The organism is Streptomyces sp. NPDC048636 (genome assembly GCF_040650655.1).
GTDB lineage: Bacteria > Actinomycetota > Actinomycetes > Streptomycetales > Streptomycetaceae > Streptomyces.
In genome coordinates, this window is the sequence record NZ_JBEZHR010000005.1 from 168,193 (window position 1) to 191,244 (window position 23,052).

Here is a 23,052-nt window from a genome sequence, read left to right on the forward strand (position 1 = left end):
GACACGCGGCCGATGATCATCGCTGCTACGGTGCGTAGCCATGCCCACCAAGACCAAGACACTGCGGATTCCCACCCCTGACGGCCAGGCCGACGCCTTCGCCGCCTTCCCCGAGGGCGGCGAGCGGCACCCCGGGGTGCTGCTGTACATGGACGCCTTCGGCGTGCGGCCCGTGCTGAAGGAGATGGCCCGCGAACTGGCCGAGCACGGGTACTACGTGCTCGTCCCGAACCTCTACTACCGGCACGGCCCGGCACCGGTGATCGAACTGCCCGAGCACATCGGGGAGGAGATCCGGTCCACGGTCATCGGCCAGCTGATGCCCTTGATCGAGGCGCACACCACCGAACGTGCCCTGCGCGACGCCGACGCCTACCTCGGCTTCCTCACCACCCAGCCCGAGGTCGGCGCCGGACCCGTCGCCACGATCGGCTACTGCATGGGTGCCGCCTTGGCGATGCGCACCGCGACGGCCCACCCCGACCAGGTGGCGGCCGTCGCCGGATTCCACCCCGGATTCCTGGTCACCGACGCGCCCGACAGCCCGCACCGCCTCGTCCCCCAGCTCACCGCCCAGGTCCACCTCGGCCTCGCCGAACACGACCTGACACCCGAGGCCATCAGTGAGCTCAACCAGGCCCTGGATGCCGCAGGTGTCGCCTACACCACCGAGATCTACCCCGGCACCATCCACGGCTTCACCATGTCCGACACCGATGCCTTCAACCCCTCCGCGCTGCGACGCCACTGGGACCGCCTGCTGCCCCTCCTCGGCCGCGCCTTGACGACCAGCTGAGGCTCCGGCTCGGAAAGCGACCCGGCTGGAGGACGGACGCAGTGGCGTGGCCTATCGAGCCATCGCACTCAAGTAGCCTCTAAAATCGGTAAGTTGAGGCAGTTACTGACGTTCGTTCCACAGTGGGGGGCGCGTGTGGAGGTATGCGGAGGCCCACGCCGGGGCCGTTTGGTCGTCCGCGGCCGGAGCTCCGGGTGAGGCCCGAAGACGCCGCGCGCCGTATCCTCCGGCAGGCCGAGCGCGCGGACGCCGAGCCCGGCGCCCTGGAGTGGTTCCTCGGGCCGGAGGCCGTGGCCGCGGCCGACGAGGTGCGCGGTGGCATCGTCCAGTCCGACGGGAACGTGTGGAGCCTCGGGGTGGTGGCCCTCGGTTACGCCGACTGGTGCCGCTATCTCGCCGGGGGCGAGACCGAACGGGGAGCGCTCGGTGCCGCGGTGCTCTGGTTCGCCGGGATTCACGAACAGGACCCGGGCCAGGTGCCACACGGGCTGCGCCCGCTGTTCGCCACGTTGTCCGGCCATCCCGACGGTGCGGCGACCGAGCCCGGTCTCGCCTACGACGGGGGTGCCGGGGTGGCGCTGGTGTTCCAGCAGAGCCGCCACCCCGGGGCCCTGTCCATCGCCGAGACACTGCTGCGGCACGCCGTCGCCGGTTTCGGTGAGGGCAGTGTCGAGCAGGGGATCTGCCTGTCGGACCTCGGCATCGTCCTGCGCTACGCGTTCCAGGGCGGCGCGGGACACCACGTGCTCGCTGAAGCCGTCGACATCGGCCGCGCCGCCGTGATCTGCGCACCGGGCCCCCGGGACGAACAGGCCCGCAGACACAGCAACCTGGGGGACACGCTCAGACACTGGGCCACCGCGAGCGTGAACAAGGACGCGACACGGGAGGCCATTGCCGAACTGCGGCAGGCGGTGGAGCTGTGCACCTGGAACAACCCGATGCGCGCGCAGCACAGTGCCACCCTCGGCTCGGCGCTGTGCAGCGGCGCCAACGATCTGGAGGAGCCCGCGCTGCGCTCCGAGGGCATCGCAGTGCTGCGCGCGGCCCTCTCGGAGCCGGACGTCGTGGTGCCTGCCCGCGCCTCGTTCCTCTCCGACCTGGGCGTCGCCCTGATCCTGCGGGCCAGGGAGAGCGCCGACGCCGCCGAGCTGTACGAGGAGGGCGTCGCCGCTTGCCGCAGGGCCGCCGATACGGCCCCCAACTCCGTCGAGCGCACCGCCTACCTCACCAACCTCGGCCTGCTGTTGGCGGAGCGCGCTTCGCGCACCGACCACCCAGGTGCCCTGGACGACGCGTACACGGCCGCCCGCGACGCCCTTGAGGGCGCACCGCCCGCGCATCCGGTGCTCGCCCAGGCACACTGGGTCCTCGCCACGGTGCTGGGTTCGCGGCACACGGCGACGGGCAGTCTCGCCGATCTGGACGAAGCCGTTGTCCACGCCCGCCGGGGGATGGAGCTGCTGCCGGCCGACGATCTCCGCCGACGGGTGCGTCACCGCACCGACCTCGCCGACCTGCTGTGCAAGCGCGCCGTCCGGCGGTCGGCTTCCGCCTCCGGGGGAGCGGATTTCCACGAGCCGATCGCGCTGCTGCGCGGCCTCGCCGAAGAGGTGCCGCCCCGCTCCGCCGAGCGGGCCGAGATCCTGCTGGCGCTCGGACGCTGCCTGAGCGCCTCGGGCGTCGCGGACGAGGCCGACGACTGCTTCCGCGAGTGCCTCGCCCTGCCGCCCCCCAGCGGCGACTTCGAGGCCATCACGCGCTTCGAGATCGGGGCGACACTGGTCCGCCGCGCCGGTGCGCACGACGACGCCTGGCGGCAGGGTGCCGATGAGATGCGCCGGGCGATCGAGCTGCTCCCGGCCAGTAACCCGCTGCACTGGAATCGCCACGGGGAATACGCCAAAGCCCTGGCGGACCGGGGCGACGCGACGAGCGGCGTCGACCTGTACGAGGAAGCGGTGCGCCTCCTGCGCGAGGAGGTGACGCACGCCCCGTACGCCCGTGCCGAGGGCGCCATCTGCCGATCGAATCTCGGCACCGTCCTGATGAAGATCGCCCTGCGCACCGGCCGTGTCGAGCACTTGGCCGAGGCGGTGGCCACCCATCGGGAAGCCGTGGCCATGTCGTCGGCGGGGGACTACTTCCATGTGCAGCAGCTCAGCGGTTTCGGCGAAACCCTGCTGTGTCTCGCCGAGTTCCGCGCGGATCCCGATGCGCTGGAGGAGGGCGTCGAGGTGTTACGCGCGGCCGCGGCCGCCTCCGACGAGTCCACGTACGGCCGGGCCGAATGCCTCACCACGCTCGGCGACGCCCTGCGCAACCTCGCCCGTCGCACCGGCGATCCCGCACCGCTGGAGGAGGCGGTCCAATGGCATCGGAAGGCGGTCGCCATGGCGGAGGGATCACCCACCCCCGTGGCTCTGCTCGGCCTGGCGAACAGCCTGACGGCCCTCCACCGCCACACCCGCGATGTACACCAGAGCGACGAGGCCATCCGGCACTTCCGCGCCGCCCTCGCCGCCGTTCGACCCGGATCGTCCGATGAGCGGGGCTCCCTCCTCACCGGCCTGGGCTTCGCCGAGTGGGGCCGGGCCGTCGACAGCGGCGATGAGCTCCTCATGGACTCCGCCATCGGCACACTGCGCGAGGCCGTGACCCATATGCCCAAGGCACGCCTCGGTATGGCGCTCACCAATCTGGGTGGCGCCCTCATGGACCGCTGGCGGACCATCGGTAACCGCGTCTGGCTGGCCGAGGCCGTGACCGTGCTGCGCCGCGCGGTGAAGGACAGCCCGCCGACGGCCATGGAGCGTTCCCTGCATCTGAACAACCTCGCCGAAGCACTGCGCTGCCGCTACGAGACCTTCGACGACACGTCCGCCGCCGACGAGGCGGCCACGCTGTTGCGCGAAGCGATGGCCGTGGCGCACGGCGACCGCATAGGTGCCGAGATGGCCGCCATCAACCTGGGTGTGCTGCTGACCAACCGTGCCCAGTCGGACAGAGACCCGCAGGTGGCCGGTGAGGCCTGGCGGGTTCTCGAAGAGGTGGTGGCCGGGCTCGGTGAGCATCACCCGTCGCGCTCCTTCGCCCTGCAAAAGCTGTCGATGGCCTGTGCCATCGCCGCCCGTCTGGCGGAGGAGCCCACAGGGGTCATGGCACGGCAGGCTTTGCGGCGGGCGGTCACTGTCGCCCGGGACTCGCTCATGGGCACGTCCGAAGGCCATCCGGGGCATGGCCTCTCCCAACTGCTGCTGGCCGTAGCGCAGTTGGACCGTGCGGCGCTGGGAGAACAGGTCGACCTCGTGGAGGTGGCCCGCATCGCCCGCGGCTGCGCGCACAATCCGGTCGCCCACGGCGGGGCCCGGCTCCTGGCCGCCCGTGCCTGGGGCGAGGCATCGGCGAAGGCGGGCCACGGCGCGGACGCCCTGGACGGGTACGTGTACGCCCTCGGCCTGCTGCCCAGCATCGCGCCGCGCAGCCTCGCTCGCGCCGATCAGGAGGCGCGGCTGAGCATCAGCACGGGCCTGGCCAGTGACGCCGCCGCACTGGCGCTCAACGAGGGTGCGGCGGGCCGCGCCCTCACCCTGCTCGAACAGGGGAGAGGAGTGCTGCTCGCCCAGGGCCTGGAGAACCGGGCCGACGCGTCACGACTGCGTGCCCTCGCCCCCGCCCTCGCAGCCGAATTCGAACGGGTCCGCGACCAGCTGAGCACCCCGCCCGAACTCTCCCCTGTGCTGCGCACCGAGGCCAGCGGCCTGGCCGCCCCGCCCCAGGACGAACGCGAGGCCAGTGTGATCGCCGAGGCCCGGCACGCCCTGGCCCGGCGCTGGGACCAACTCCTCCACGAGATCCGGGAGTTGCCGGGCTTCGACGACTTCCTGCGCCCGCCCTCCCTGGCGGATCTGGTCACCGCGGCCGCCGAAGGCCCGGTCGTGGTGGTCAACGTCAGCACCTACCGCTGCGACGCCCTCGTCGTGACCGCCGACGCCGGGGTCGACGTGGTCCCGCTGCCCGATCTCACCCTGGAGGCCGTCGAGTCGCGGGCGACGGAGTTCATCGAGGGGATGGACACCGTGTACGGCGGGGCCGGAGTCGACAACGCCGTCGCCATGATGCGCACGCTCTCCGGAACACTGGGCTGGCTGTGGGACACGGTGGCCGCACCGGTGCTCGAGCGACTCGGCCTGGACGCCGTACCGCTCGACGGCGCCCCCTGGCCCCGGCTGTGGTGGTGCCCCACCGGCTGGCTGTCGTTCCTGCCACTGCACGCGGCCGGGCGCGGCGCACCGGACTCCGGTACCTGGGTCATCGACCGAGCCGTTTCCTCGTACACACCGACCCTGCGCACCCTGGTCCGGGCCCGCGGCGGACTCACCCCCGGCCCTCGCGCGCACCCCTCGCCCTTGGTCGTGGCCCTCGCCGAGACGCCCGGGGCCGCGCCACTGCCCGGCGCCTCGCGGGAGGCGGCGCTACTCGCGCAACTGTTCCCCTCCAGACGGCTGCTGGCCGGATCCGACGCCACGGTGGAAGCGGTCGGCCAGGCGCTCGAGGCCCATCCCTGGGTCCACTTCAGCTGCCACGGCGTCAGCGAGCTGCTCAGTCCGTCACAGAGCGGTCTGATGCTGTACGACGGACGGCTCACCGTGTCCGACGCCGCCACCCAGCGCCCGAGGAGCCCGGAGCTCGCCGTGCTGTCCGCCTGCTCCACGTCCCAGGGCGGCGTCACACTGCCCGACGAGGCGGTACAGCTGACCTCCTCCTTCCAACTGGCCGGATACCCCCATGTGATCGGCACCCTGTGGCCCGTCTCCGACAAGCTGGCGACACGCCTCACGGAGGAGTTCTACGCCTCGCTCGCCGAGGACGTCAGCCGCGGCCGCCCCATCGATCCGGCCACCGCCCTGCACCGCCCGGTCAGGTCGCTGCGCGACCGCTACGCCCAGGCGCCGCACCTGTGGGCGGCGCATATCCACACGGGTCCGTGAGTGCCCTCGAGGCGGGACCGCACCGGCCCGGCCCGGGCGCCCGCTCAGGACACCTCGGGCTCCGCGGTCCCGTCGAGGGGCGGCGCGGCATCCCCCATCGCCGTGCCCGAAGGCCCCTGCGGCACCTCGTCCGGCTCGGGCAGGGCATCGGTGGGCCGATAGGTCCTGGGGGAGGAGAACTCCTCGACCAGGGCCGCCAAATCAGCGTCGCCGCCCATCCCTTGACTCTTCTGATCCTTCGTCATCGCCTGCTCCCTCCGCCGCCACCGCGGACGGCGGCAGCAGCACCTCCAGCACCTCTACGTCACTCGCCCGCACGTACACGCCCGCGGTGCCGGGCACCTTTCCGAGGAACCTGCCATCGGGTCCCACCCGGTACTGAGCCTGTAGATAGAGATCCCCCTGCTGCGGATACGCCGACACGGCCGACCGTGAACCGAGCCAACCGCCCACCCACAGACCGCTCTTGAGGCGCACCCGTACGAAGCAGGACCCACGGTCGCGGAAGAGGGCGTCCCAGGCGGTCGGCACCGGCTCGTACCGCGCCCGGGTGTGCCGCCTCCGCCACACCGCCTCCGCCCAGGCCAGCGCGGACGGCACGGCGACGATCAGGAGCAGCGCCGCGAGCCCCGCTCGCCGAGGCTGCCCCAGCACCCCGGCGACAGGCCCGTCCCCACCCCCGGCCAGCAGCCGTACCAGCCACGGCCCGGCGGCCACCGCGTAGAGGGCGTCGAGCAGGGCCCCCGCGGCGATGGCGCGCACGAACCGGTTCTGCGGCTCCTGTTCGCTGGCGAGGGCGCCGCGCAGCCGCTCCCGTACGGCCTGATAGAAGACGCCGGGCAGCACGAGGATCAGCAGGATGGTCAACTGCTGCACCGTTCCCGGAACCATCGTGGTGCTGCACCCCCGTGCTCAGTGCGCCTGCCGACGCTGCCGCCCCAGGATGACGTATCGGAAGGCCCGCGTCACGGGTCTATCCCGGTGCTCTACGGTCAGTCGGCCACCTTCTTCGACGCCGTCCCGCCGCGGACGTGGTCCGGACGATCAGCGACGAGGCCGAGGCGATCCTGGTCACACGGCCTCGATCGCTGTTGCGCTGAGGGGAGTCCAGGCGGTGGCCCGTCCGCGGGGATGAACCGGCTCCCCCGCCAGGCGGACCCGGTTCGTGCCCGCGGACGACGCCTGTCGCCTGCCGATGCTGCGATCTTGGACACGCCAACACGCCATGGGAGTCACCGCGTGACCTGAGGAGCCATGATGACCACCGTCGAGGAGACACCGCGGACCGGATGGCGTGGCGCATGGCGGGCCGCCCACGCGCCCGTCGCGGGAGTTCCCCGCTGGGCCCGGATCGCCGCCCACGCCATCCCGCTCCTCGTCCTGCCGTCCGGCCTGTGGCGCATCGCGACCGTCGTGTTCAACGTGGGCGGCGACGGCCTGCGTCACGGCGCCGAGGACTCCGCCGTCGGCCTTCCGATTCCGGTATACGTGACCTTGTTGTCGGTCTTCTCCGAGCTCCTCGCGTTCACCGCCATCGGCCTCATCGCCCCATGGGGCGAGGTCTTCCCCCGCTGGATGCCGATACTGCGCGGGCGCCGGGTGCCGATCCGGGCCGCGGTGGTGCCGGCGGCGCTCGGTGCCAGCGTCCTCACCGTCCTGTGGACATACGCCGCCATCCAGATCACCTTGGGGTCCACCCTCCAGGGCGACCCGCTCCCGGACGACTTCCCCACCGTCGCGCTGCACGGCTGGCGCCTCGCCTTCTTCCTCGCCACCTACGCCCCGCTCCTGCTCTGGGGACCGCTCCTGATCCTCCTCACCACCGCCTACTGGCGCCGACGCAGCACCGATACCGCGGCATGACGGCGACCCCGCCCAGAGGCGGTTCGCGGCCACGGTCGCTCCGCCGACGCGGATCGCGCTGATCCGCCACTTCGCCGGGTGCGTGGCACAGTGGCGGTATGTGCGGCCGTTACGTGTCCACCCGTAGTCCGAAGGATCTGACCCGGCTCTTCGGCGTCGCCGACTGGCGCCCCGAAGAGACGCTGGACCCGAACTACAACGTCGCCCCCACCGACGATGTCTACGCCGTCCTCGAGCGCGCCCCGCGCCACGGCGACGAGGGAGCGGTGCGGAGGGAGCTACGGCCGCTGCGGTGGGGCCTGGTGCCCTCCTGGGCGAAGGACCCGAAGATCGGATCCCGCATGATCAACGCGCGGGTGGAGACCGTGCACGAGAAGCCCGCTTTCCGCCGCGCCTTCGCCCGGCACCGCTGCCTGCTCCCGGCCGACGGCTTCTACGAATGGCAGCAGCTGGAGAACGACACGCGCGGCAAGCCCCGCAAGCAGCCGTACTTCATCCATCCCGCCGATGGGCAGGTGATGGCCCTCGCCGGACTGTACGAGTACTGGCGCGACCCGGACAGGGAGCGCGACGACCCGGCCGCATGGCTGTTGACCTGCACCATCATCACCACCGATGCCACGGACGCGGCCGGTCGTATCCACCCCCGCATGCCGCTCGCGCTGACGCCGGACCACTACGACGCCTGGCTCGACCCCCACCGCGACAACGCCGACGAGCTACGCGGGCTGCTCACCCAGCCCGCGGACGGCCACCTGGACGCCCGACCCGTCTCGAGCGCGGTGAACAACACCGGCAACAACGGCCCGCACCTCCTGGACGAGGTCACCGCGTAGGGGTCGGCGCATCAGGTCGTACCCACATATCCGTCGCGGCCCGCGTGCTCGTCCAGCTCCGATTGCCAGCCCTCGGGCGGAGGCGTATAAGGCGAGGTCGTTCCGCAGCTTGTGCATGCCCACCTGCCACCGACGCCATCGACCTGGCTCTCGCACCCGGTGCAGGTGTAGGTCCTGTAGTACAAGTCGGCCGCCGTCGGTGCCACCCCGGACGCCCCACAGTTGTTGCATGACCAACTACCGTCAGGCCCCTGAATGACGGACGCCCCACAGTTAGTGCAGTTCAAAGTGACGCCTCCCCTCGATCCTGCTCTCGGACCTAGATTTTACCGGCGGATGACCGGTGCCTCGGCGGTGCAGACCGATGTCCGAGACGCTTTCCCCCTCCGACGGGATGCCAGTCGCCGCGGAACTCCGGCCCGCCACCATCGCGACACTAGGCCTCCGTGGTGAATTCGTGTCAGAGGCTCGGCACACCAGAGGGGGAGGCCACGGCGCGGAAGTACGGCCACACGAGTGCGGTCGTCTGTCCGCTGGAACGTCTGTTCCACCCGGAACAAGGTGGGAAGGAAAGTGCACGGGACGGGGAGGTGTCGGTGAGCGGCAGACCGCGGCTGTGGGTGGCCGGTGCGTTGGTGGGAGTCACCGTCTCGGTGCTGATGTGCGGGCTGGCCGTGATCGCGGTGGTGCTCGCTCCCGCGTGGTGGCCTCATCCGGCGGTGGCCGTCGTCACAGGGCTGTTGCTCCTCGGTACGGGCTTCGCGCTGATCGCCGTGTGTTTCATCCGTCTTGAGCCATGGCACCTCGGGGCGGCAGCCATCGTGGAGTGTCTGCTGGCCGTGGGGTTGCTGACGTTTCTCGATCAGGCGGTGCTCGATGTGTGGGGCAAGCCGGTGGAGACCTTCGTCACGGAGACCGTTCGGCATGAGCGGAACGCGCCGACGGGGAAGGTCACCGGATCCTGGTGGGAGTGCTCTCTGAAACGGCTCGACGGTACGGAGCTCGAACGGACACTCAGGGAGTCGGACTTCTTCCCGCTGGGGGAGGCGTGCCCCTCCGACGCGGAGGCAGGAGACCGGCTCGTGGTGTACGCGGTGCCCGGAGGGTTCGCCCCACCGCAGACGAACGCCCCTGTCGGAGGTGTCCGGCTGGTCGCCGTCTTCGCTGCCGCCGCCACGGTGGTGGCAGCGGCCTTCACGTCTTTCGGATTGACGCGCGCGAGTGCGCCGAAGGCGGGGCGGATCCCGCGTCTCATGCGGGGCCGGGCGGAAGACTCGCCGCCCACCCGTACCTGAGGCGTGGCACGTCACCCCCTTCACATCTGCCGACCGGCTGGACCGGGAGCAGTCTGTTACTCACTTTCGAGTGATGATCGTTCGGTGTGTGGGGTGGCGTGGCATGGCGGCTTCGGCCCTGGGGTCAGAGCCCGCAACGGTCTCCGTCTCGATAAGCCGTCAACCTGGTGCATTCGGCGTGTTAATGGACATTACAGGTGACAGTCACAGGGATATGGGCGATCCGTAACAGGGTTCACCTTTCCTCCATGAGTCGGGCGCAGGGTGGGCAGCGTGTGACTGCGCGGCCAACCGGCCGCCACCACTCGCACCAAGCAGGGGGAACCTGTGTCCAAGTCCATCACCGCTCGTCGCCTGACCGCCGCCGTCCTGAGCGCCGGCGCCCTTACCGCGGCCCTGGCGGTGCCCGCGTCCGCGACCGGGCACCATCCGCACCGGCCGAGCGTCGAGATCGCCCGGGTCCAGTACGACTCTCCGGGCCGTGACGACGGCTCCAACCGCTCGCTCAACGGCGAATGGGTGGAGATCGCCAACCACGACCGTCGCGCGGTGAACCTGAACGGCTGGACCCTGTCCGACCGGGACGGCCGCACCTACACCTTCCGCCACTACCGCCTGGACGGCCGTTCCACCGTGCGCGTCCACACCGGCGTGGGGCACGACCGGGGCAATGACCTGTACCAGGACCGGCGTCACTACGTCTGGGACAACCGCGACACCGCCATCCTCCGGAATGACCACGGTCGCATCATCGACGTCCAGTCCTGGGGCCGCCACCACCACGGCGGACGCCACTGACACCACACGGCCGAGCCGGTAGCAAGGGCCCGCCACCGGCACGCTGCCAGCATGGGCGGCGCGTCACCCCCCCCACAGGGTGGCGCGCCGTCGGCATGAGCGAGGGGCAGGGTGGCCCGCCCCCTGCATGGGCGGCCGAGGAGGATGTCCACTTTCGCCCATAGAGGGTCAGGTATTCACCTCGTGCGCTGATTCAGTTCTGATGAGGGTGGAGGCGCAGGTGGTGGACACCGGGTCTGCCGCCCCCGGCACAATGGGATACGCACACCATGAACAACAAGGATCTGGTCCTCGCAGCAGTGGGTGAGCTGTTCGGCGACAAGGACCCCTCCGCGGTGGACCGCTGGGTCTCCTCGACATTCACCCAACACAGCGCACTGGCAGCCGATGGTCCCGAGGCTCTGCGCGAACTGGTTTCCTCACTGCCGGCGGACTTCCGCTACGAGGGCGCCCGCGCCATCGCCGATGGAGACCTCGTCGCGTTGCACGGGGTCTACTACGGCCTGGGCCCCGCGCCACTGGTCGCCTTCGACATCTTCCGCGTGGCGGACGGCAAGCTCGCCGAGCACTGGGACGCCATGGCGCCGGTGGTCGAGGAGACGGTCAGTGGCCGTTCCCAGACGGACGGCCCCACCCAAGTCGGCGACCTGGAAAGTACCGAGGCCAACCGCGAGCTGGTCGCCGAGTACGCGGAGAGGGTCCTCAAGGGCGCCGAATACGCGGTGGCCACCGACTACACCTCCGCCGAGACCTACCTCCAGCACAACCCGGACGCCGGTGACGGTCTCGACGGGTTCGGCGTGGCCGCCGCCACATGGGCAGCGGAGGGCAAGACCGTCGTCTACAAGACGATCCACAGGGTCATGGCGGAGGGCGACTTCGCGCTGGTGCAGGCCGAGGGCGAGTTCGGCGGACCGGTGACGTACTACGACCTGTTCCGCCTCGCCGACGGGAAGATCGTCGAGCACTGGGACGTCATTCAGCCGATCCCCGCCGAACCACGCGACGACGACCTGTCGTGAGGAGGCCGGAGACTCATGGCCACACCAATGACCGACGCCACATGGCGCGCCTTCCTCAGCGAGGGCACACGGACAGCGAAGGTCGCCACCACTCGTGCCGACGGACGGCCGCACGTCGCACCCGTGTGGTTTCTGCTGGACGGCGACCACCTCGTGTTCAACACCGATAGGAACACCGTCAAGGGCCGAACCCTGATCCGCGACGGACGGGTCGCCCTCTGCGTCGACGACGATCGGCCGCCGTTCTCCTTCGTCGCCGTCAACGGCCGGGCGGAGGTGAGCGAGGACCCGACGCAGGTGCGCGAATGGGCGGCCCGGATCGCCGTCCGCTACGTCGGACAGCACCGTGCGACGGAATACGCGGCCCGCAACAGCGCGCCCGGGATCCTCCTGGTGCGGATGTCGATCGACAAGGTCGTGGCGTTGAGCGGCGTAGCGGACTGAAAGAGCGGATGCTGTTCGCAGAGCTACCCGCCGGACGCCGGTGCGGAGTTCATCCCTGGCGCCGGCGCCTTCCTCGGGCCACCTCACGGAATCGCAGCGGTGTCCCACCGTCGCGCTTCCGGAAGAACTTCGTGAAGTCGCTGGGGTCGGGGAAGCCCAGCTGGCGGGATATCTCCGCCGAGGTGGCGTCGGTGTGGGCCAGGAGCCGCCGGGCTTCCAGGAGGATACGGGCGTCGAGGTACTGCTTGGCGGTGGTGCCGGTCGCGTCCTGGGTGGCGCGGGTCAGAGTGCGGGCGTCGTAGCCGAGTGCGGCGGCGTAGTCCTTGACGTGGTGGCAGTCGGCGAAGTCGCGTTCGACGGCGGCGCGGAAGCCGCGGAACACCTCACTGGCAGCCCCGGGCTGCGCGGGCGCCGGGCAGGCGTGGGCAAGACGCAGCAGAAGCACACCGAGGAGATGGCGCAGCGTCTCGATATGGGCGTCGAGCGGTAGGGACGCCAGATCGCCGTACGCGTGGACGAGGTGGCGCAGCGCGAGACTGGCGGCGCGGGCGTGTCGGCCGGTGGGGACCATGGGCGCATCGTTGTCGAGGGGCTCGGTGCTGAGGAAACCGGGTTGCCAGATGACGATGGTGCCCCGCGCCGCGGTGTGATCACCGGGCACGTACTGATGTACCTGGCCGGCGCGGACCCAGATCCAGGAGCCCGAGTCCAGTGTGCGGTCCTGGAAGTCGACGGTGTGTCGCACCGGCCCCTGGCTGACGTGGATCAGGTGGTGGAAGGACGGCCGGAGCGGCGCGGAGAGGTCGAGCCCCCGCAGCGCCGCGCGTCTGGACAGCTCGGTGAAGCCGAGGACGTCCATCCCTATGGGTGCGCTCAGCGAGGGCCGGTAGGCCACATCCGTGATGGAGAGCTGTCGCTTTTTTCCCATGATTGGTCTCCAGGTTACCCGGCCCGCCCACCGGACGGCCCATAGCGTCGAAACGAGGGAAACGCGGAAGCGAGGAGCTGATCGATGTGCGACTGAGTGGGGATGACCGGGGCCACGGGTGCCGTCCTCGGGCTTCGGCTGTTGCGGCTGCTGGCCGAGCTGCCCGAGGTGGAGACCCATCTGATCCTCAGCCGTTGGGCGCGGACCACCATCGAGCTGGAGACCGGCCACAGCGTCCGTGAGGTCGCGGATCTCGCCGATGTCCTACACCACCCCGAGGATCAGGGCGCGACCATCTCGTCCGGCTCGTTCGGGACCGACGGCATGGTGATCGTGCCGTGCTCCATGAAAACGCTGGCCGGTATCCGCGCGGGCTACGCCGACGGCCTGGTCGGCCGCGCCGCGGATGTGGTGCTCAAGGAGGGGCGCCCGCTGGTGCTCGTACCGCGCGAGACCCCGCTGAGCGAGATCCATCTGGAGAACATGCTCGACCTGGCACGCAAGGGGGTGCGGATCGTGCCGCCCATGCCCGCTTTCTACCACCATCCGGCCTCGGTCGACGACATCGTCGAGCACATCACCGCACGCGTTCTCGATCAGTTCGCGCTGCCTGCCCCCGCCGCCAGGCGCTGGGAGGGCATGCGTGCCGCCCGGACCGCTCCCGACCACCCCTCGCCGAAACCGTCGCCTGCAACGTCACCTCAGAACGTCGTCTGAGGAGAAGGGATTTCCGCCATGGCCTACGACGACCTCCGCGGTTTTCTGGACACCCTGCACAGGGAGGGGCAACTGCTCCGGATCGATGACGAGGTGCTGCCCGAACCAGACCTGGCCGCTGCCGCCAACGCGGCCGGCCGAATCGGTGAAGGGGCCCCCGCCCTGTACTTCGACAACGTGACCGGCTTTCACGACGCCCGGATCGTGTTGAACGTCCACGGCTCCTGGCGCAACCACGCGCTGGCGCTCGGGCTGCCCGCGGCCACTCCGGTCAGGGACCAGATCGAGGAGTTCGCCCGCCGCTGGGACGCCTTCCCGGTGGCAACCGAGCGTCGCGAGGACGCGCCATGGCGGGAGAACACCATGGCGGGCGCGGAGGTGGACCTCTTCGCGATCCTCCCGCTGTTCCGGTTGAACGACGGCGACGGCGGCTTCTATCTCGACAAGGCGTCCGTCGTCTCCCGTGACCCACGGGACCCCGACGACTTCGGCAAGCAGAACGTCGGCACCTACCGCATCCAGGTCATGGGCCGCGACCGGCTCGCCCTCCAGCCGGTCCCGATGCACGACGTGGCCCAGCAACTGCGCGCGGCCGAGAGCCTCGGCGAGGACCTGCCCATCGCGATCACCCTGGGCAACGACCCGGTGATGGCCATCGTGGCGGGTATGCCGATGGGCTACGACCAGTCCGAGTACGAGATGGCCGGTGCCCTGCGCGGCGCGCCCGCCCCCATCGCGACGGCACCGCGGACCGGATTCGACGTCCCGTGGGGCTCCGAGGTGGTCATCGAGGGGGTGATCGAGAGCCGTAAGCGCCAGATCGAGGGCCCCTTCGGCGAGTTCACCGGCCACTACTCCGGCGGTCGGCGGCTGCCGACGATCCGTATCGACCGGATCTCCCACCGCACGGACCCAATCTTCGAATCGCTCTATCTGGGCATGCCGTGGACGGAGGTGGACTATCTGGTCGGCCCGAACACCTGCGTCCCGCTGCTGAAGCAACTGCGCGCCGAGTTCCCCGAGGTGCGGGCGGTCAATGCGATGTACACCCACGGCCTCTCCGTGATCATCTCCACGAAGAAGCGCTACGGCGGCTTCGCCAAGGCGGTAGGCATGCGCGCGATGACCACCCCCCACGGCCTGGGCTATGTGAGCCAGGTGATCCTCGTCGACGAGGACATCGACCCCTTCGATCTGCCGCAGGTGATGTGGGCGATGTCGTGCAAGGTCAATCCCACGGACGACGTGGTCATCATCCCGAACCTGTCCGTCATGGAACTGGCGCCCGCCGCCTCCCCGGTCGGTATCACCAGCAAGATGATCATCGACGCCACCACGCCCGTCCCTCCGGACGAGCGTGGCAACTTCAGTACACCGGCCAAGGATCTGCCCGAAACCGCGGAGTGGACCGAGCGTCTACGATCCCTGATCGCCGCCGCCCGATGAGAGGTGTGGAGAAAACGCCGTGCTGAACTCCGCCCCGATGTGCCCCCGTTGTGCGCACAAGACCATCGAGACCGTCGCCACCTCCCCGGTCCCGGGCGTATGGGAGGTGCTCCAGTGCGTGCGCTGCCGCTATATGTGGCGCACCACGGAACCCGCCCGCCGAACCCTGCGCGCGGCCTACCCGCGTGAGTTCCGGATGACCCCGGCGGATATCGACAACGCCCCGGAGGTACCCGCGATCCCACCATTGGAACCCCGCTGAACCAGCCGAACGGTTCCACGGCCGCCAGTTTCCCGTCCGGTCCTCAGCGGAAGGCCGAGAGGTGGCGCCGCACCCATCCGTCGAACGTCCGGGGTGCGCGGCCGAGGACTCGCTCGACATCGGGGCTGATCCGCTGTTCGGCGGCGGTCGGTTCGCCGAGGATGGCCAGCGTGGTGTCGACCACGGGCTCGGGCATGAATCGCAGCATCTGCGCCCGGGCCTCGTCGCGGCTCTGCTCGAGGAAACGCACCGGTTCGCCGAGTGCCACACCGATCGCCTCCGCACGCTGCCGGGGCGTGGTGAGGGCCGGTCCGGTCAACTCATAGGTCTGCCCGGTGTGACCGTCCCGGTGCAGGGCCGTGGCCGCCACCTCGGCGATGTCCGCCGGATCCACCACCGGCAGGCCGATATCACCGAAAGGGGCGGCGACGGTCCGCTGGACCCGGACGGACTCGGCCCAGGCGAAGGCGTTGGAGGTGAACCCGCTGGGCCGCAGCAGGGTCCAGCCCCTACCCGACTGCCGGACGGCGTCCTCGAGCGATCCCGCCGCGTCTCCATGCGAGAGAGACTGCGGCCGGGTCACCACCCCTTGGGAGGAGAGCAGGACGATCCGCCCGACGCCGCCCGCCTTGGCCGCCTCGAGGACGTCCCGCGGATTCAGCTGGTGCGCTCCGGCACCGCCGTCATGGAGGAACAGCGCGTCGGCACCCTCGAACACCGGCCACAGGCTCTCCGGGTCAGCCAGATCGGCTTGCCGATGTGCCACGCCCTCGGGCACATCCTCCGCCGTGACGCCCCGGGACACCGCGGTCACCCGCTCCCCGGCTGCCGCGAGTGCCCGCACAAGCGGACGACCGACATTGCCGGTTGCCCCCGTCACTACGATCATCGTCAACTCCCCATCAAGACTGTGTAGTCGGCCACCCCGCGCGGGTCGCACCCGCCGCTGAGTGGCCTTCTCCTGTCGACGGGAGGACGCTAACAGCCTCGGTATAGTAGGTACCTACAGGAAAGTGACTACCTTGGGGGAAGTCCATGGGAGACGACGCGGTCGACGGAGCGGCTGTCGTGGCCGAGCCGGAACTCGCCTGCCCGATCAGCCCGGTTGTGGACATCGTGTTCAGCCGGTGGACCACACCGATCCTGTGGGCGCTGCACACCTACGGCCGCCAGCGGTTCGTCGAGCTGGAACGGCGGATCACCCGTGTCACTCCGAAGGTGCTCACCCAGCGACTGCGGCAACTGGAGCGGGACGGGCTTGTGGTGCGGACGTATCACCCCGAGGTTCCCCCGCGGGTGGAGTACGAGATCAGCGAACTGGGGCGGAGCCTCGGCCCCCTCTTCGCCCACCTCACCGAATGGGCCGTGGACAACATGGAGAGTGTCGAGCGGGCGCGGACCGCGTATGACACCGATCCGGCGCGGTGAATGCCCGGACACGGATCGGCACATGAACGTACCTGCCCCAAGCCTCCTTCGCTTCGGCGAGGTAGTACCGGGGCGATGTCAGCCGGGCTCCAGTCCCAGCAGCCCGTGTACCACTGGGCCCGGCCACCGGGCACATACCGGTTCCGGTCATGCTCGCTGAGGGTCGGACCGACCGACAGGATCAGACTTTGGACTCGACTCGTCCGAGCGGGTGGGAGTCGGCCGCCAGCGTCTCACGCGCCGTCTGCCAGGCGGTATTCCCGGGATGGAGCTCGCTGCGGAGGTAGGCGCAGGTGAGCCGCTGGACCACGGAGACCCGCTCGGGGTTCTCGTCGGTGGTCTCGGCGACGTCATATCCGGAGACCCCGCCGAGCCCGTGCTCCGCGTCAAAGAGGGTGAGCAGGGACTTGGGGCCGGGGGAGAGGACGTACGGATCGGTGTGCCAGTCCGGACCCCGGACCGTGAGATGGGTGGAGGAGTCCTTGTCGCCGGCGACCACGAGCGCGGGCGCGGTCATCCGGGAGAAGTCCATGGTCAGGAAGAAGGAGTAGTTCTCGGCCACGAAGTCGGTGACGGCGTCGCCGCCCCGGCCGGGCGCGGCCAGCAGTACCCCCGCCTTGATACGGGGCTCGGCGAGGTTCACTTCCGTTCCGTCGTGCGGATCGGTGAGCCGGGCGCCCAGCAGCAGGCTCGCGGTGTGCCCGCCCATCGAGTGTCCGGCAACGGCCACCTTGCCGAGGTCCAGGCGCCCGCGGAGCTGCGGGACGGCGGCCTCGATCACATCGAGCCGGTCGAGGACGCGCGTCATGTCCTCGGCCCGTGAGCGCCAGTACAGCGGCGCCCCGGGGGTGTTGGGATCCAGGCTCAGCGTCCTTGAGCTCAGATGGGTCGGCTGGATCACGACAAAGCCGTGTGCCGCCCAGAAGTTTGCGAGGGGGGCGTAGCCGTTCAGTGAGGAGAGGTGGTTCGAGTACCCCTGGCCGTGCGAGAGGAGGATGATCGGCAGCTCGCTCCCGGTCATCGGCGCGGAGACCCGCACCTCCAGGTCCACGGCTCGGCCAGGCGCCGGCAGCACTACGGGACTGACGGAGAGGACGGGAGCGGGCGAGCTGAAGGTGTCGTCAGGGCAGGTCGGTTCACTCATGATGCGCAGGTCCCTTCAATGGCCTCTGCCGCCGGTCGGATACGGCTGGCGGCGGGGAGGCGGGCAGAAGCGTCCGGCTTCGGCCGAGCCGAAAGCGGAACGCTGTTCCATTTACGATACGGAGCAGCGTTCCGCTTTGTCAACGGCGATCGGAAGGGGGTGTCGTGCCCGTCATGAGTCAGGCGGAGGTCATGCGTGGACCGCGATGAGCAGCGCGAGGAAGAGGATGATCTCGGCGATCAGCCCAGCGACGAGTCCAAGGCGGAGCATTTGGAGATCACCACCGTTCTTGCGGGGGGTGGGCGAGTGCATTCGCCGCGGTAACCAGCGACGTCGTGGGGGCCGGTGAGGCTGCCCCGGCCCCTGTGTGGGCCTTGATCTCAACCGTAGGCAATCTACGCAATCCGGACCTCGGGGGTTCTCCCTAATCCCCTCTGCCCCCATGCGCCGACCGCATACCGTCATGTATCGACTACTCATGCGGTGGGGCGGCTCTTCGGGCCGGCGCCGCGGCGGCTGGCATGGCGTCGGGGACGGCTGTTCCCGCTTGGTGTATGCAGGAGGCATGGACCTTCGGCGGCTCCGTGGGACTCATCAATGGCCGCGGCAGGCGAACCGTGCGCTGGTGGTCGTGCCGCTGCTGCTCATTCTGGTCGTCACGGTGGTCGACATCCACGCCCCGCCCGATGTGCACCTCGGCCCGTTCCTGGTCGCCGCCCCCGCCATCACGGCCTCGTTCGGCAGCCCCCGGATGACGGCATTCGTCGGAGTGGTGGCCGTACTGGCCCAGGCGCTCGTCGCCGTCGTACGGACCAGTCTGACGGACCTCAACCACTCGTTCCAGATCACCGCGCTCATCCTGATCTCGGCGTTCGTGACGTACTTCGCCTACCGCCGCCAGCGGCACGAGCGGGAGCTGACCCAGCTCAGATCGGTGGCGGAGGCGACGCAGGAAGTGCTGCTGCGACCACCTCCGGAGCGGATCGGCGCACTGCGCATCGCGTCGGCCTATCTCGCCGCCGAGGCCGAGGCGCAGATCGGTGGCGACCTCTACGCCGTCGCGCGTACCGCCCACGGCACACGGATCATCGTCGGAGATGTGCGGGGCAAGGGGCTCGAGGCCATCGGGGACGCCGCCCTCGTCCTCGGCGCCTTCCGGGCCGCTGCCCACCGGCAGGCCGAGCTACCGGTCCTGGTCGCCTATCTGGAGGGCGCGGTGTCATCCGACCTGACAGACCCGGGCGCCCACCGGGAGCAGCGCAGCGACCAGGGGGAGTCCTTCATCACGGCGGCGGTACTGGACGTACCCGACACCGAGTCGGCCCTGTATCTGGTCAACTGCGGCCACCCGCCGCCGCTGCTGCTGCGGGACGGCCGGGTCGCACCGCTCGAGGTGGGCCAGTCCGCGCTTCCCCTGGGGCTCACCGAGTTCGTCGGGACGGACTTGGCGGTGGAGAGCTTCCCGTTCGAAGTCGGCGACATCGTCCTGCTGTACACCGACGGCATCATCGAGGCACGCGATATGGACGGCGCGTTCTACCCCCTCGCCGACCGGATGGTCTCCTGGTCCGGTGACGATCCCGAGGCCCTCGTCCGGTACCTGTGCGAGGACCTGATGGCGCACTCCGGCGGATCCTTGGGCGACGACGCCGCCATGGTCGCCCTCCAGCGCCTTCCGGTTCCGGAGGCCGGTGGGGAAGTGGGGGGTCGCCCACCCTCGGAGTCGAGGCACCCCGGCTCCAGGTGAGGGACCTCGCATGGTCCGACGGTGCCGTGGGTGCCGTGGGTGCCGTGGGTGGCGTGGGTGGCGCGGGCGAGGGTACAACCTGCCGTCACCTGCTGGATGCCTCAGTGCGGCAACGTGGCCCCATGACGTACGACCCCCTGCCGTCCGTGGACGCGCTCATGGCCCTGCTGGCCGACTGCGAGGACGTCTGGGACACCCCGGACCGCTCCGGCGACCCGGTGGACATCCTCGATCACGGTCTCCAGGTCGCCGCCGTGCTGGCCGAACGCCACCCGGACGACGAGGAGTTGCACGTGGCCGGACTCGTCCACGACATCGGCCACTACCTCGTGCCCGGTGACGAGGCCGGGCACGGCACCCATGCGGCGACGGCGGTCGAGTGCCTGCTGGGCCCCCGCGTCGCCCGCCTGGTCGCGCTCCACATCCCGGCCAAACGCTATCTCGCCAGCGCCGATCCACACCTCGCGCTCTCCCCGGAGAGCGCCCGCACCCTCGGCTGCCAGGGCGGCCCGATGACCCCGTCGGAGACGGCGGCCTTCGAGGCCGACCCCGACTTCACGGCCGCGGTCGCGCTGCGCCGCGCCGACGACGCGGGGAAAGTGGTCGGCCCGCGGGTGGCGGCCCTGGAGTCCTGGCGCCCCGTCGTGCGGCGCGTCGCCGACCGCTGAGCCGCCCGGCCCTCGTCCGAGCCGCCCGGCCCTTCGACGGCCCCGCACCCGCGGGGCGGCGATCGCGTACCGGCGTGCGGCCGCCATGCCGAACCGTGGTCACCACCCGTGCGTCCCTCCGGACGCACGGGTGGTGATGAGGGCGGATCGGATCAGCGGGGCAGCTGCGCCGGATCCGTCGCCCAGGTGGTGTGGGGCCGATCGTTGAGCCGGAATTTCAGCGATCCGCCGTCGCGGGCGAAGGAGCCATCGAGCCAGGAGGCGCGATGGGTGCGCTGGTCGCGCTTGACGGACTGGATGTACAGGTCGGTGCCGGACGCCTCGGGCGCGTCGATCACGATCTCACCGCGGTCTCCGGCCGGGGCGATGACGGAGCGGGTGAACACCGGGGCGCTCAGCAGGAGGTCGGCGGAACCGGGCGCCTTGGGATAGAGCCCGAGCGCGGAGAACACGTACCACGCGGACATGGTGCCGAGGTCGTCATTGCCGGGGAGACCGGACGGGCCGGTTGAGTACACCGTGTCGGCGATCTGGCGGACCGTCTGTTGCGTCTTCCACGGGCTGCCCAGGGCGTTGTACAGCCAGGGGGCATGGATGCCCGGCTCATTGGTGGGGTCGTAGCGCAACGGGCCACCGCCCTGCACGGACCACGAACCGTCGGCGTTGTGGAAGAAGCCGTCCAGGCGGGCGGCGGCCTTGTCCCGGCCGCCCATCGCCGTGGCGAGCCCCTGAACGTCCTGCGGCACCATCCACACATAGGTGGCGGCGCTGCCCTGGGCGAATCCGCTGTCGGAGGCCGGGTCGAAGGGGGTCACCCAGGAGCCGTCGGCCTTACGGGCCTGGATGTACCCGGTACCGGGCTGCGCGGTGGGGTTGAAGACGTGCTTCCAGTAACCGCCGCGGTCGCGCAGTGTCCGGTACTCCTCGTCGCGGCCGAGCATACGGGCCCACTGGGCGAGGGCCGCGTCGGCGACGGAGTCTTCCAGCGTCTCGGCGGCGCCGCCCCAGCAGTGGCAGGTGTCGTGCGGGGCGTATCCCAGGGCCATGTACCGGGTCAGATTGGGGCGTGCGGATACGCACTGGCCGGGGCAGCCCGCGTCCGACAACTGGTCCGGGGCCGGAACGGTGGCCTGGCGGTAGAGGGAGTTGAACGCGCCCCGGGCATCGAAATTGCGTACCCCCATGGCGTACAGGGTGGCGAGGGTCGCCGCCGAGGGGTCGCCCGTCATGACGTGTGTGGCACCGCTGATATGCACCCAGCGATCCCAGACGCCCTTGTTCTGCTGAGCGAAGTGGTAGAGCGACTGGGCGAAGTCGCCCGCCACCCGTGGCTGGAGCAGCGCGAGCAGCTGAACGTGGGCACGGTACTGATCCCAGCCGGAGAAGTTGCTGTACTGCGCCTTCTGGCCGCGGGCGAGGGTGTGTACCCGACGGTCCATTCCCGCGTATCTGCCGTCGCGGTCACTGATCACATTGGGCTGCTGAAAGGCGTGGTACAGCGCCGTATAGAACACCGTGCGCCGGTCATCGGTCCCGCCGGAGACCTTGACGCCGCTCAGGGCACGGTCCCAGGCCCGCTTCCCCGACGCGGCCACCTCGGGTACGTCCGCGTCCCGGGGTATCTCACCACGCAGGTTCGCCTCGGCGCCGGCCAGGGACACATAGGAGATGCCCACGCGCATCTGGACATCGTCGTCGTGCTCGGTGTCGAAGGACACATAGCCACCGGAACCGCGGCCCGCGCGGTCCGCACCGGTCGCGTACCCCTCCCCGCCATCGGCACGGGTGGATCCCGGTGAGAGCTGGCCGTCGTGCCAGCTGCCCGTTCCGGAGAAGGCCCGGTCGAAGGCGGCGGAGAAGTGGAGACGGTAGTAGCTCTTGCGGTTGTTGGTACCGCCGTTGGCGCGCCGCCCGCAGAACGCCCCGGTCTCCACCCAGCCGGTCACCTTGCGGTGTTCGCTGTCCATCTCGATATGCGCGTCCTCACTGCCGTTGAGTGAGTTGGAGACACGGAACAGCAGGTTGGCGGGCCGGTCGCGAGGAAAGGTGAAGTCGGCGACACCGGCACGCGTGCTGACCGCCAGATCCGTCTTGACATCGTTGTCAAGCCGGACTTGGTAGCGACCGGGTTCCGCCTTCTCGTCCTTGTGGGAGAAGTTCGCGGCGTACTTGGCGTCCTTGGTGTCCGCGCTGGGCGAAGAATCGACCGAGCCCGCGAAGGGCATGATCGGGATGTCCCCGGAGGCGCCGGGGTGGCAGCCCGTTCCATTGAGGTGGGTGAGGGAGAACCCGCGCAGCCGGGTGGTGTCGTAGGAGTAACCACCCGCGGCCGCGGTGTTGGTCTGGTCGCCTGCGGTACTGGTGGGCGACCAGCCGATCATGCCGAAGGGCAGGTTGGCGCCGGGGTAGGTATTGCCGCCCTTGCTCGATCCGATCAGCGGGTCCACGTACCGCGTACCGTGGTCGACCGGCGCGGTGGTGGGCGCTGCCCCTGCCGAGGGAATCCCCGGGAAGAGGACCAGCGCCATCGAGGCCGCTGCGGCGCCGACGGTGAGCAGTCGCCGCACCGGACGTCTTCTGAACGCTTGCATGAACAAGGACCCCTTCTGTTGGGCGAATACGGGCAACGGTGTCAGGTACGGGCACGGTGTCAGTCCGCCCCGAGCT

General features: G+C 70.1%; 21 protein-coding genes. 14 read left to right on the top strand and 7 right to left on the bottom strand.

Going from position 1 to position 23,052, the window contains the following annotated elements; genetic code table 11:
* Positions 1–40: 40 nt before the first annotated feature.
* Entirely contained in the window at positions 41–796 is a 756-nt protein-coding gene (locus tag AB0C66_RS16060; protein WP_362437806.1) for a dienelactone hydrolase family protein, read from the top strand.
* Between the two features lie 194 nt (positions 797–990).
* Positions 991–5,787, top strand: coding sequence for a CHAT domain-containing protein (locus AB0C66_RS16065; protein ID WP_362437809.1), 4,797 nt, complete (start codon positions 991–993; stop codon positions 5,785–5,787).
* A 44-nt stretch (positions 5,788–5,831) separates the two neighbouring features.
* Here the strand turns inward: AB0C66_RS16065 and AB0C66_RS16070 are convergent, their stop codons facing one another.
* Together AB0C66_RS16070 and AB0C66_RS16075 are read right to left on the bottom strand one after the other, a co-directional pair.
* Complete coding sequence (locus AB0C66_RS16070; RefSeq protein ID WP_362437812.1) at positions 5,832–6,005, bottom strand: hypothetical protein; 174 nt, start codon at positions 6,003–6,005, stop codon at positions 5,832–5,834.
* Entirely contained in the window at positions 5,989–6,663 is a 675-nt protein-coding gene (locus AB0C66_RS16075) for a DUF6338 family protein (protein ID WP_362437815.1), read from the bottom strand. The genes AB0C66_RS16070 and AB0C66_RS16075 overlap by 17 nt, the downstream gene beginning before the upstream one ends.
* Before the next feature lie 378 nt (positions 6,664–7,041).
* Here AB0C66_RS16075 and AB0C66_RS16080 point away from each other — a divergent pair, with 378 nt between their 5' ends.
* The 6 genes from AB0C66_RS16080 to AB0C66_RS16105 all read left to right on the top strand — a co-directional run bounded on the left by AB0C66_RS16080 (position 7,042) and on the right by AB0C66_RS16105 (position 12,045).
* The gene (locus AB0C66_RS16080; protein ID WP_362437818.1) at positions 7,042–7,650 is read left to right on the top strand and encodes a hypothetical protein; all 609 of its coding nucleotides are present in this window, start codon (positions 7,042–7,044) and stop codon (positions 7,648–7,650) included.
* 98 nt (positions 7,651–7,748) lie between these two features.
* Positions 7,749–8,486, top strand: coding sequence for an SOS response-associated peptidase (locus AB0C66_RS16085; protein ID WP_362437821.1), 738 nt, complete (start codon positions 7,749–7,751; stop codon positions 8,484–8,486).
* Between the two features lie 596 nt (positions 8,487–9,082).
* A complete protein-coding gene (locus AB0C66_RS16090) occupies positions 9,083–9,781 on the top strand; it encodes a hypothetical protein (protein WP_362437824.1) in 699 nt (232 codons plus the stop codon).
* Positions 9,782–10,108: 327 nt separating this feature from the next.
* On the top strand, positions 10,109–10,579 hold the full coding sequence (locus tag AB0C66_RS16095) for a lamin tail domain-containing protein (RefSeq protein WP_362437827.1): 471 nt from the start codon (positions 10,109–10,111) through the stop codon (positions 10,577–10,579).
* Between the two features lie 269 nt (positions 10,580–10,848).
* Positions 10,849–11,601, top strand: a complete 753-nt coding sequence (locus AB0C66_RS16100) for a nuclear transport factor 2 family protein (RefSeq protein ID WP_362437829.1) — start codon at positions 10,849–10,851, stop codon at positions 11,599–11,601.
* A 15-nt stretch (positions 11,602–11,616) separates the two neighbouring features.
* Entirely contained in the window at positions 11,617–12,045 is a 429-nt protein-coding gene (locus AB0C66_RS16105) for a PPOX class F420-dependent oxidoreductase (RefSeq protein ID WP_362437832.1), read from the top strand.
* 49 nt (positions 12,046–12,094) lie between these two features.
* Here the strand turns inward: AB0C66_RS16105 and AB0C66_RS16110 are convergent, their stop codons facing one another.
* Positions 12,095–12,973, bottom strand: coding sequence for a helix-turn-helix domain-containing protein (locus AB0C66_RS16110; RefSeq protein ID WP_362437835.1), 879 nt, complete (start codon positions 12,971–12,973; stop codon positions 12,095–12,097).
* Between the two features lie 102 nt (positions 12,974–13,075).
* On the opposite strand from AB0C66_RS16110, the gene AB0C66_RS16115 reads away from it, so the two are divergent.
* From AB0C66_RS16115 to AB0C66_RS16125, 3 genes are read left to right on the top strand one after another with little or no spacing between them, the layout of a single operon-like run.
* Positions 13,076–13,690, top strand: coding sequence for a UbiX family flavin prenyltransferase (locus AB0C66_RS16115; protein ID WP_362437838.1), 615 nt, complete (start codon positions 13,076–13,078; stop codon positions 13,688–13,690).
* 18 nt (positions 13,691–13,708) lie between these two features.
* Positions 13,709–15,136, top strand: a complete 1,428-nt coding sequence (locus AB0C66_RS16120; protein ID WP_362437841.1) for a non-oxidative hydroxyarylic acid decarboxylases subunit C — start codon at positions 13,709–13,711, stop codon at positions 15,134–15,136.
* Between the two features lie 37 nt (positions 15,137–15,173).
* Entirely contained in the window at positions 15,174–15,398 is a 225-nt protein-coding gene (locus AB0C66_RS16125) for a non-oxidative hydroxyarylic acid decarboxylases subunit D (RefSeq protein ID WP_362438799.1), read from the top strand.
* Between the two features lie 43 nt (positions 15,399–15,441).
* On the opposite strand, the gene AB0C66_RS16130 is transcribed toward AB0C66_RS16125, so the two are convergent.
* Entirely contained in the window at positions 15,442–16,287 is an 846-nt protein-coding gene (locus AB0C66_RS16130) for an NAD(P)H-binding protein (RefSeq protein ID WP_362437844.1), read from the bottom strand.
* 146 nt (positions 16,288–16,433) lie between these two features.
* On the opposite strand from AB0C66_RS16130, the gene AB0C66_RS16135 reads away from it, so the two are divergent.
* Positions 16,434–16,826 (top strand): helix-turn-helix domain-containing protein, encoded by a 393-nt coding sequence (locus tag AB0C66_RS16135; RefSeq protein ID WP_362437847.1) that lies wholly within the window; start codon positions 16,434–16,436, stop codon positions 16,824–16,826.
* Between the two features lie 181 nt (positions 16,827–17,007).
* Here AB0C66_RS16135 and AB0C66_RS16140 read toward each other — a convergent pair whose 3' ends face one another.
* The gene (locus AB0C66_RS16140) at positions 17,008–17,970 is read right to left on the bottom strand and encodes a chlorophyllase (RefSeq protein ID WP_362437850.1); all 963 of its coding nucleotides are present in this window, start codon (positions 17,968–17,970) and stop codon (positions 17,008–17,010) included.
* Positions 17,971–18,159: 189 nt separating this feature from the next.
* A complete protein-coding gene (locus tag AB0C66_RS16145) occupies positions 18,160–18,282 on the bottom strand; it encodes a hypothetical protein (protein ID WP_362437853.1) in 123 nt (40 codons plus the stop codon).
* A gap of 313 nt (positions 18,283–18,595) precedes the next feature.
* Between AB0C66_RS16145 and AB0C66_RS16150 the strand changes: the two genes are divergently transcribed.
* On the top strand, positions 18,596–19,717 hold the full coding sequence (locus tag AB0C66_RS16150; protein WP_362437855.1) for a PP2C family protein-serine/threonine phosphatase: 1,122 nt from the start codon (positions 18,596–18,598) through the stop codon (positions 19,715–19,717).
* 122 nt (positions 19,718–19,839) lie between these two features.
* Entirely contained in the window at positions 19,840–20,385 is a 546-nt protein-coding gene (locus AB0C66_RS16155) for an HD domain-containing protein (RefSeq protein ID WP_362437858.1), read from the top strand.
* Positions 20,386–20,537: 152 nt separating this feature from the next.
* Here AB0C66_RS16155 and AB0C66_RS16160 read toward each other — a convergent pair whose 3' ends face one another.
* A complete protein-coding gene (locus tag AB0C66_RS16160; RefSeq protein ID WP_362437861.1) occupies positions 20,538–22,976 on the bottom strand; it encodes a GH92 family glycosyl hydrolase in 2,439 nt (812 codons plus the stop codon).
* Positions 22,977–23,052: the final 76 nt, after the last annotated feature.

What these genes read in the sequence shown, in the direction of transcription:
- AB0C66_RS16060 (WP_362437806.1), top strand. Translation starts at nt 41, where the DNA reads ATGCCCACCAAGACCAAGACACTGCGGATTCCCACCCCTGACGGCCAG.
- AB0C66_RS16145 (WP_362437853.1), bottom strand. Translation starts at nt 18,282, where the DNA reads ATGCACTCGCCCACCCCCCGCAAGAACGGTGGTGATCTCCAAATGCTC.
- AB0C66_RS16100 (WP_362437829.1), top strand. Translation starts at nt 10,849, where the DNA reads ATGAACAACAAGGATCTGGTCCTCGCAGCAGTGGGTGAGCTGTTCGGC.
- AB0C66_RS16110 (WP_362437835.1), bottom strand. Translation starts at nt 12,973, where the DNA reads ATGGGAAAAAAGCGACAGCTCTCCATCACGGATGTGGCCTACCGGCCC.
- AB0C66_RS16080 (WP_362437818.1), top strand. Translation starts at nt 7,042, where the DNA reads ATGATGACCACCGTCGAGGAGACACCGCGGACCGGATGGCGTGGCGCA.
- AB0C66_RS16085 (WP_362437821.1), top strand. Translation starts at nt 7,749, where the DNA reads ATGTGCGGCCGTTACGTGTCCACCCGTAGTCCGAAGGATCTGACCCGG.
- AB0C66_RS16130 (WP_362437844.1), bottom strand. Translation starts at nt 16,287, where the DNA reads ATGATCGTAGTGACGGGGGCAACCGGCAATGTCGGTCGTCCGCTTGTG.
- AB0C66_RS16160 (WP_362437861.1), bottom strand. Translation starts at nt 22,976, where the DNA reads ATGCAAGCGTTCAGAAGACGTCCGGTGCGGCGACTGCTCACCGTCGGC.
- AB0C66_RS16125 (WP_362438799.1), top strand. Translation starts at nt 15,174, where the DNA reads ATGTGCCCCCGTTGTGCGCACAAGACCATCGAGACCGTCGCCACCTCC.
- AB0C66_RS16155 (WP_362437858.1), top strand. Translation starts at nt 19,840, where the DNA reads ATGACGTACGACCCCCTGCCGTCCGTGGACGCGCTCATGGCCCTGCTG.
- AB0C66_RS16135 (WP_362437847.1), top strand. Translation starts at nt 16,434, where the DNA reads ATGGGAGACGACGCGGTCGACGGAGCGGCTGTCGTGGCCGAGCCGGAA.
- AB0C66_RS16070 (WP_362437812.1), bottom strand. Translation starts at nt 6,005, where the DNA reads ATGGGCGGCGACGCTGATTTGGCGGCCCTGGTCGAGGAGTTCTCCTCC.
- AB0C66_RS16140 (WP_362437850.1), bottom strand. Translation starts at nt 17,970, where the DNA reads ATGAGTGAACCGACCTGCCCTGACGACACCTTCAGCTCGCCCGCTCCC.
- AB0C66_RS16120 (WP_362437841.1), top strand. Translation starts at nt 13,709, where the DNA reads ATGGCCTACGACGACCTCCGCGGTTTTCTGGACACCCTGCACAGGGAG.
- AB0C66_RS16105 (WP_362437832.1), top strand. Translation starts at nt 11,617, where the DNA reads ATGGCCACACCAATGACCGACGCCACATGGCGCGCCTTCCTCAGCGAG.
- AB0C66_RS16115 (WP_362437838.1), top strand. Translation starts at nt 13,076, where the DNA reads ATGACCGGGGCCACGGGTGCCGTCCTCGGGCTTCGGCTGTTGCGGCTG.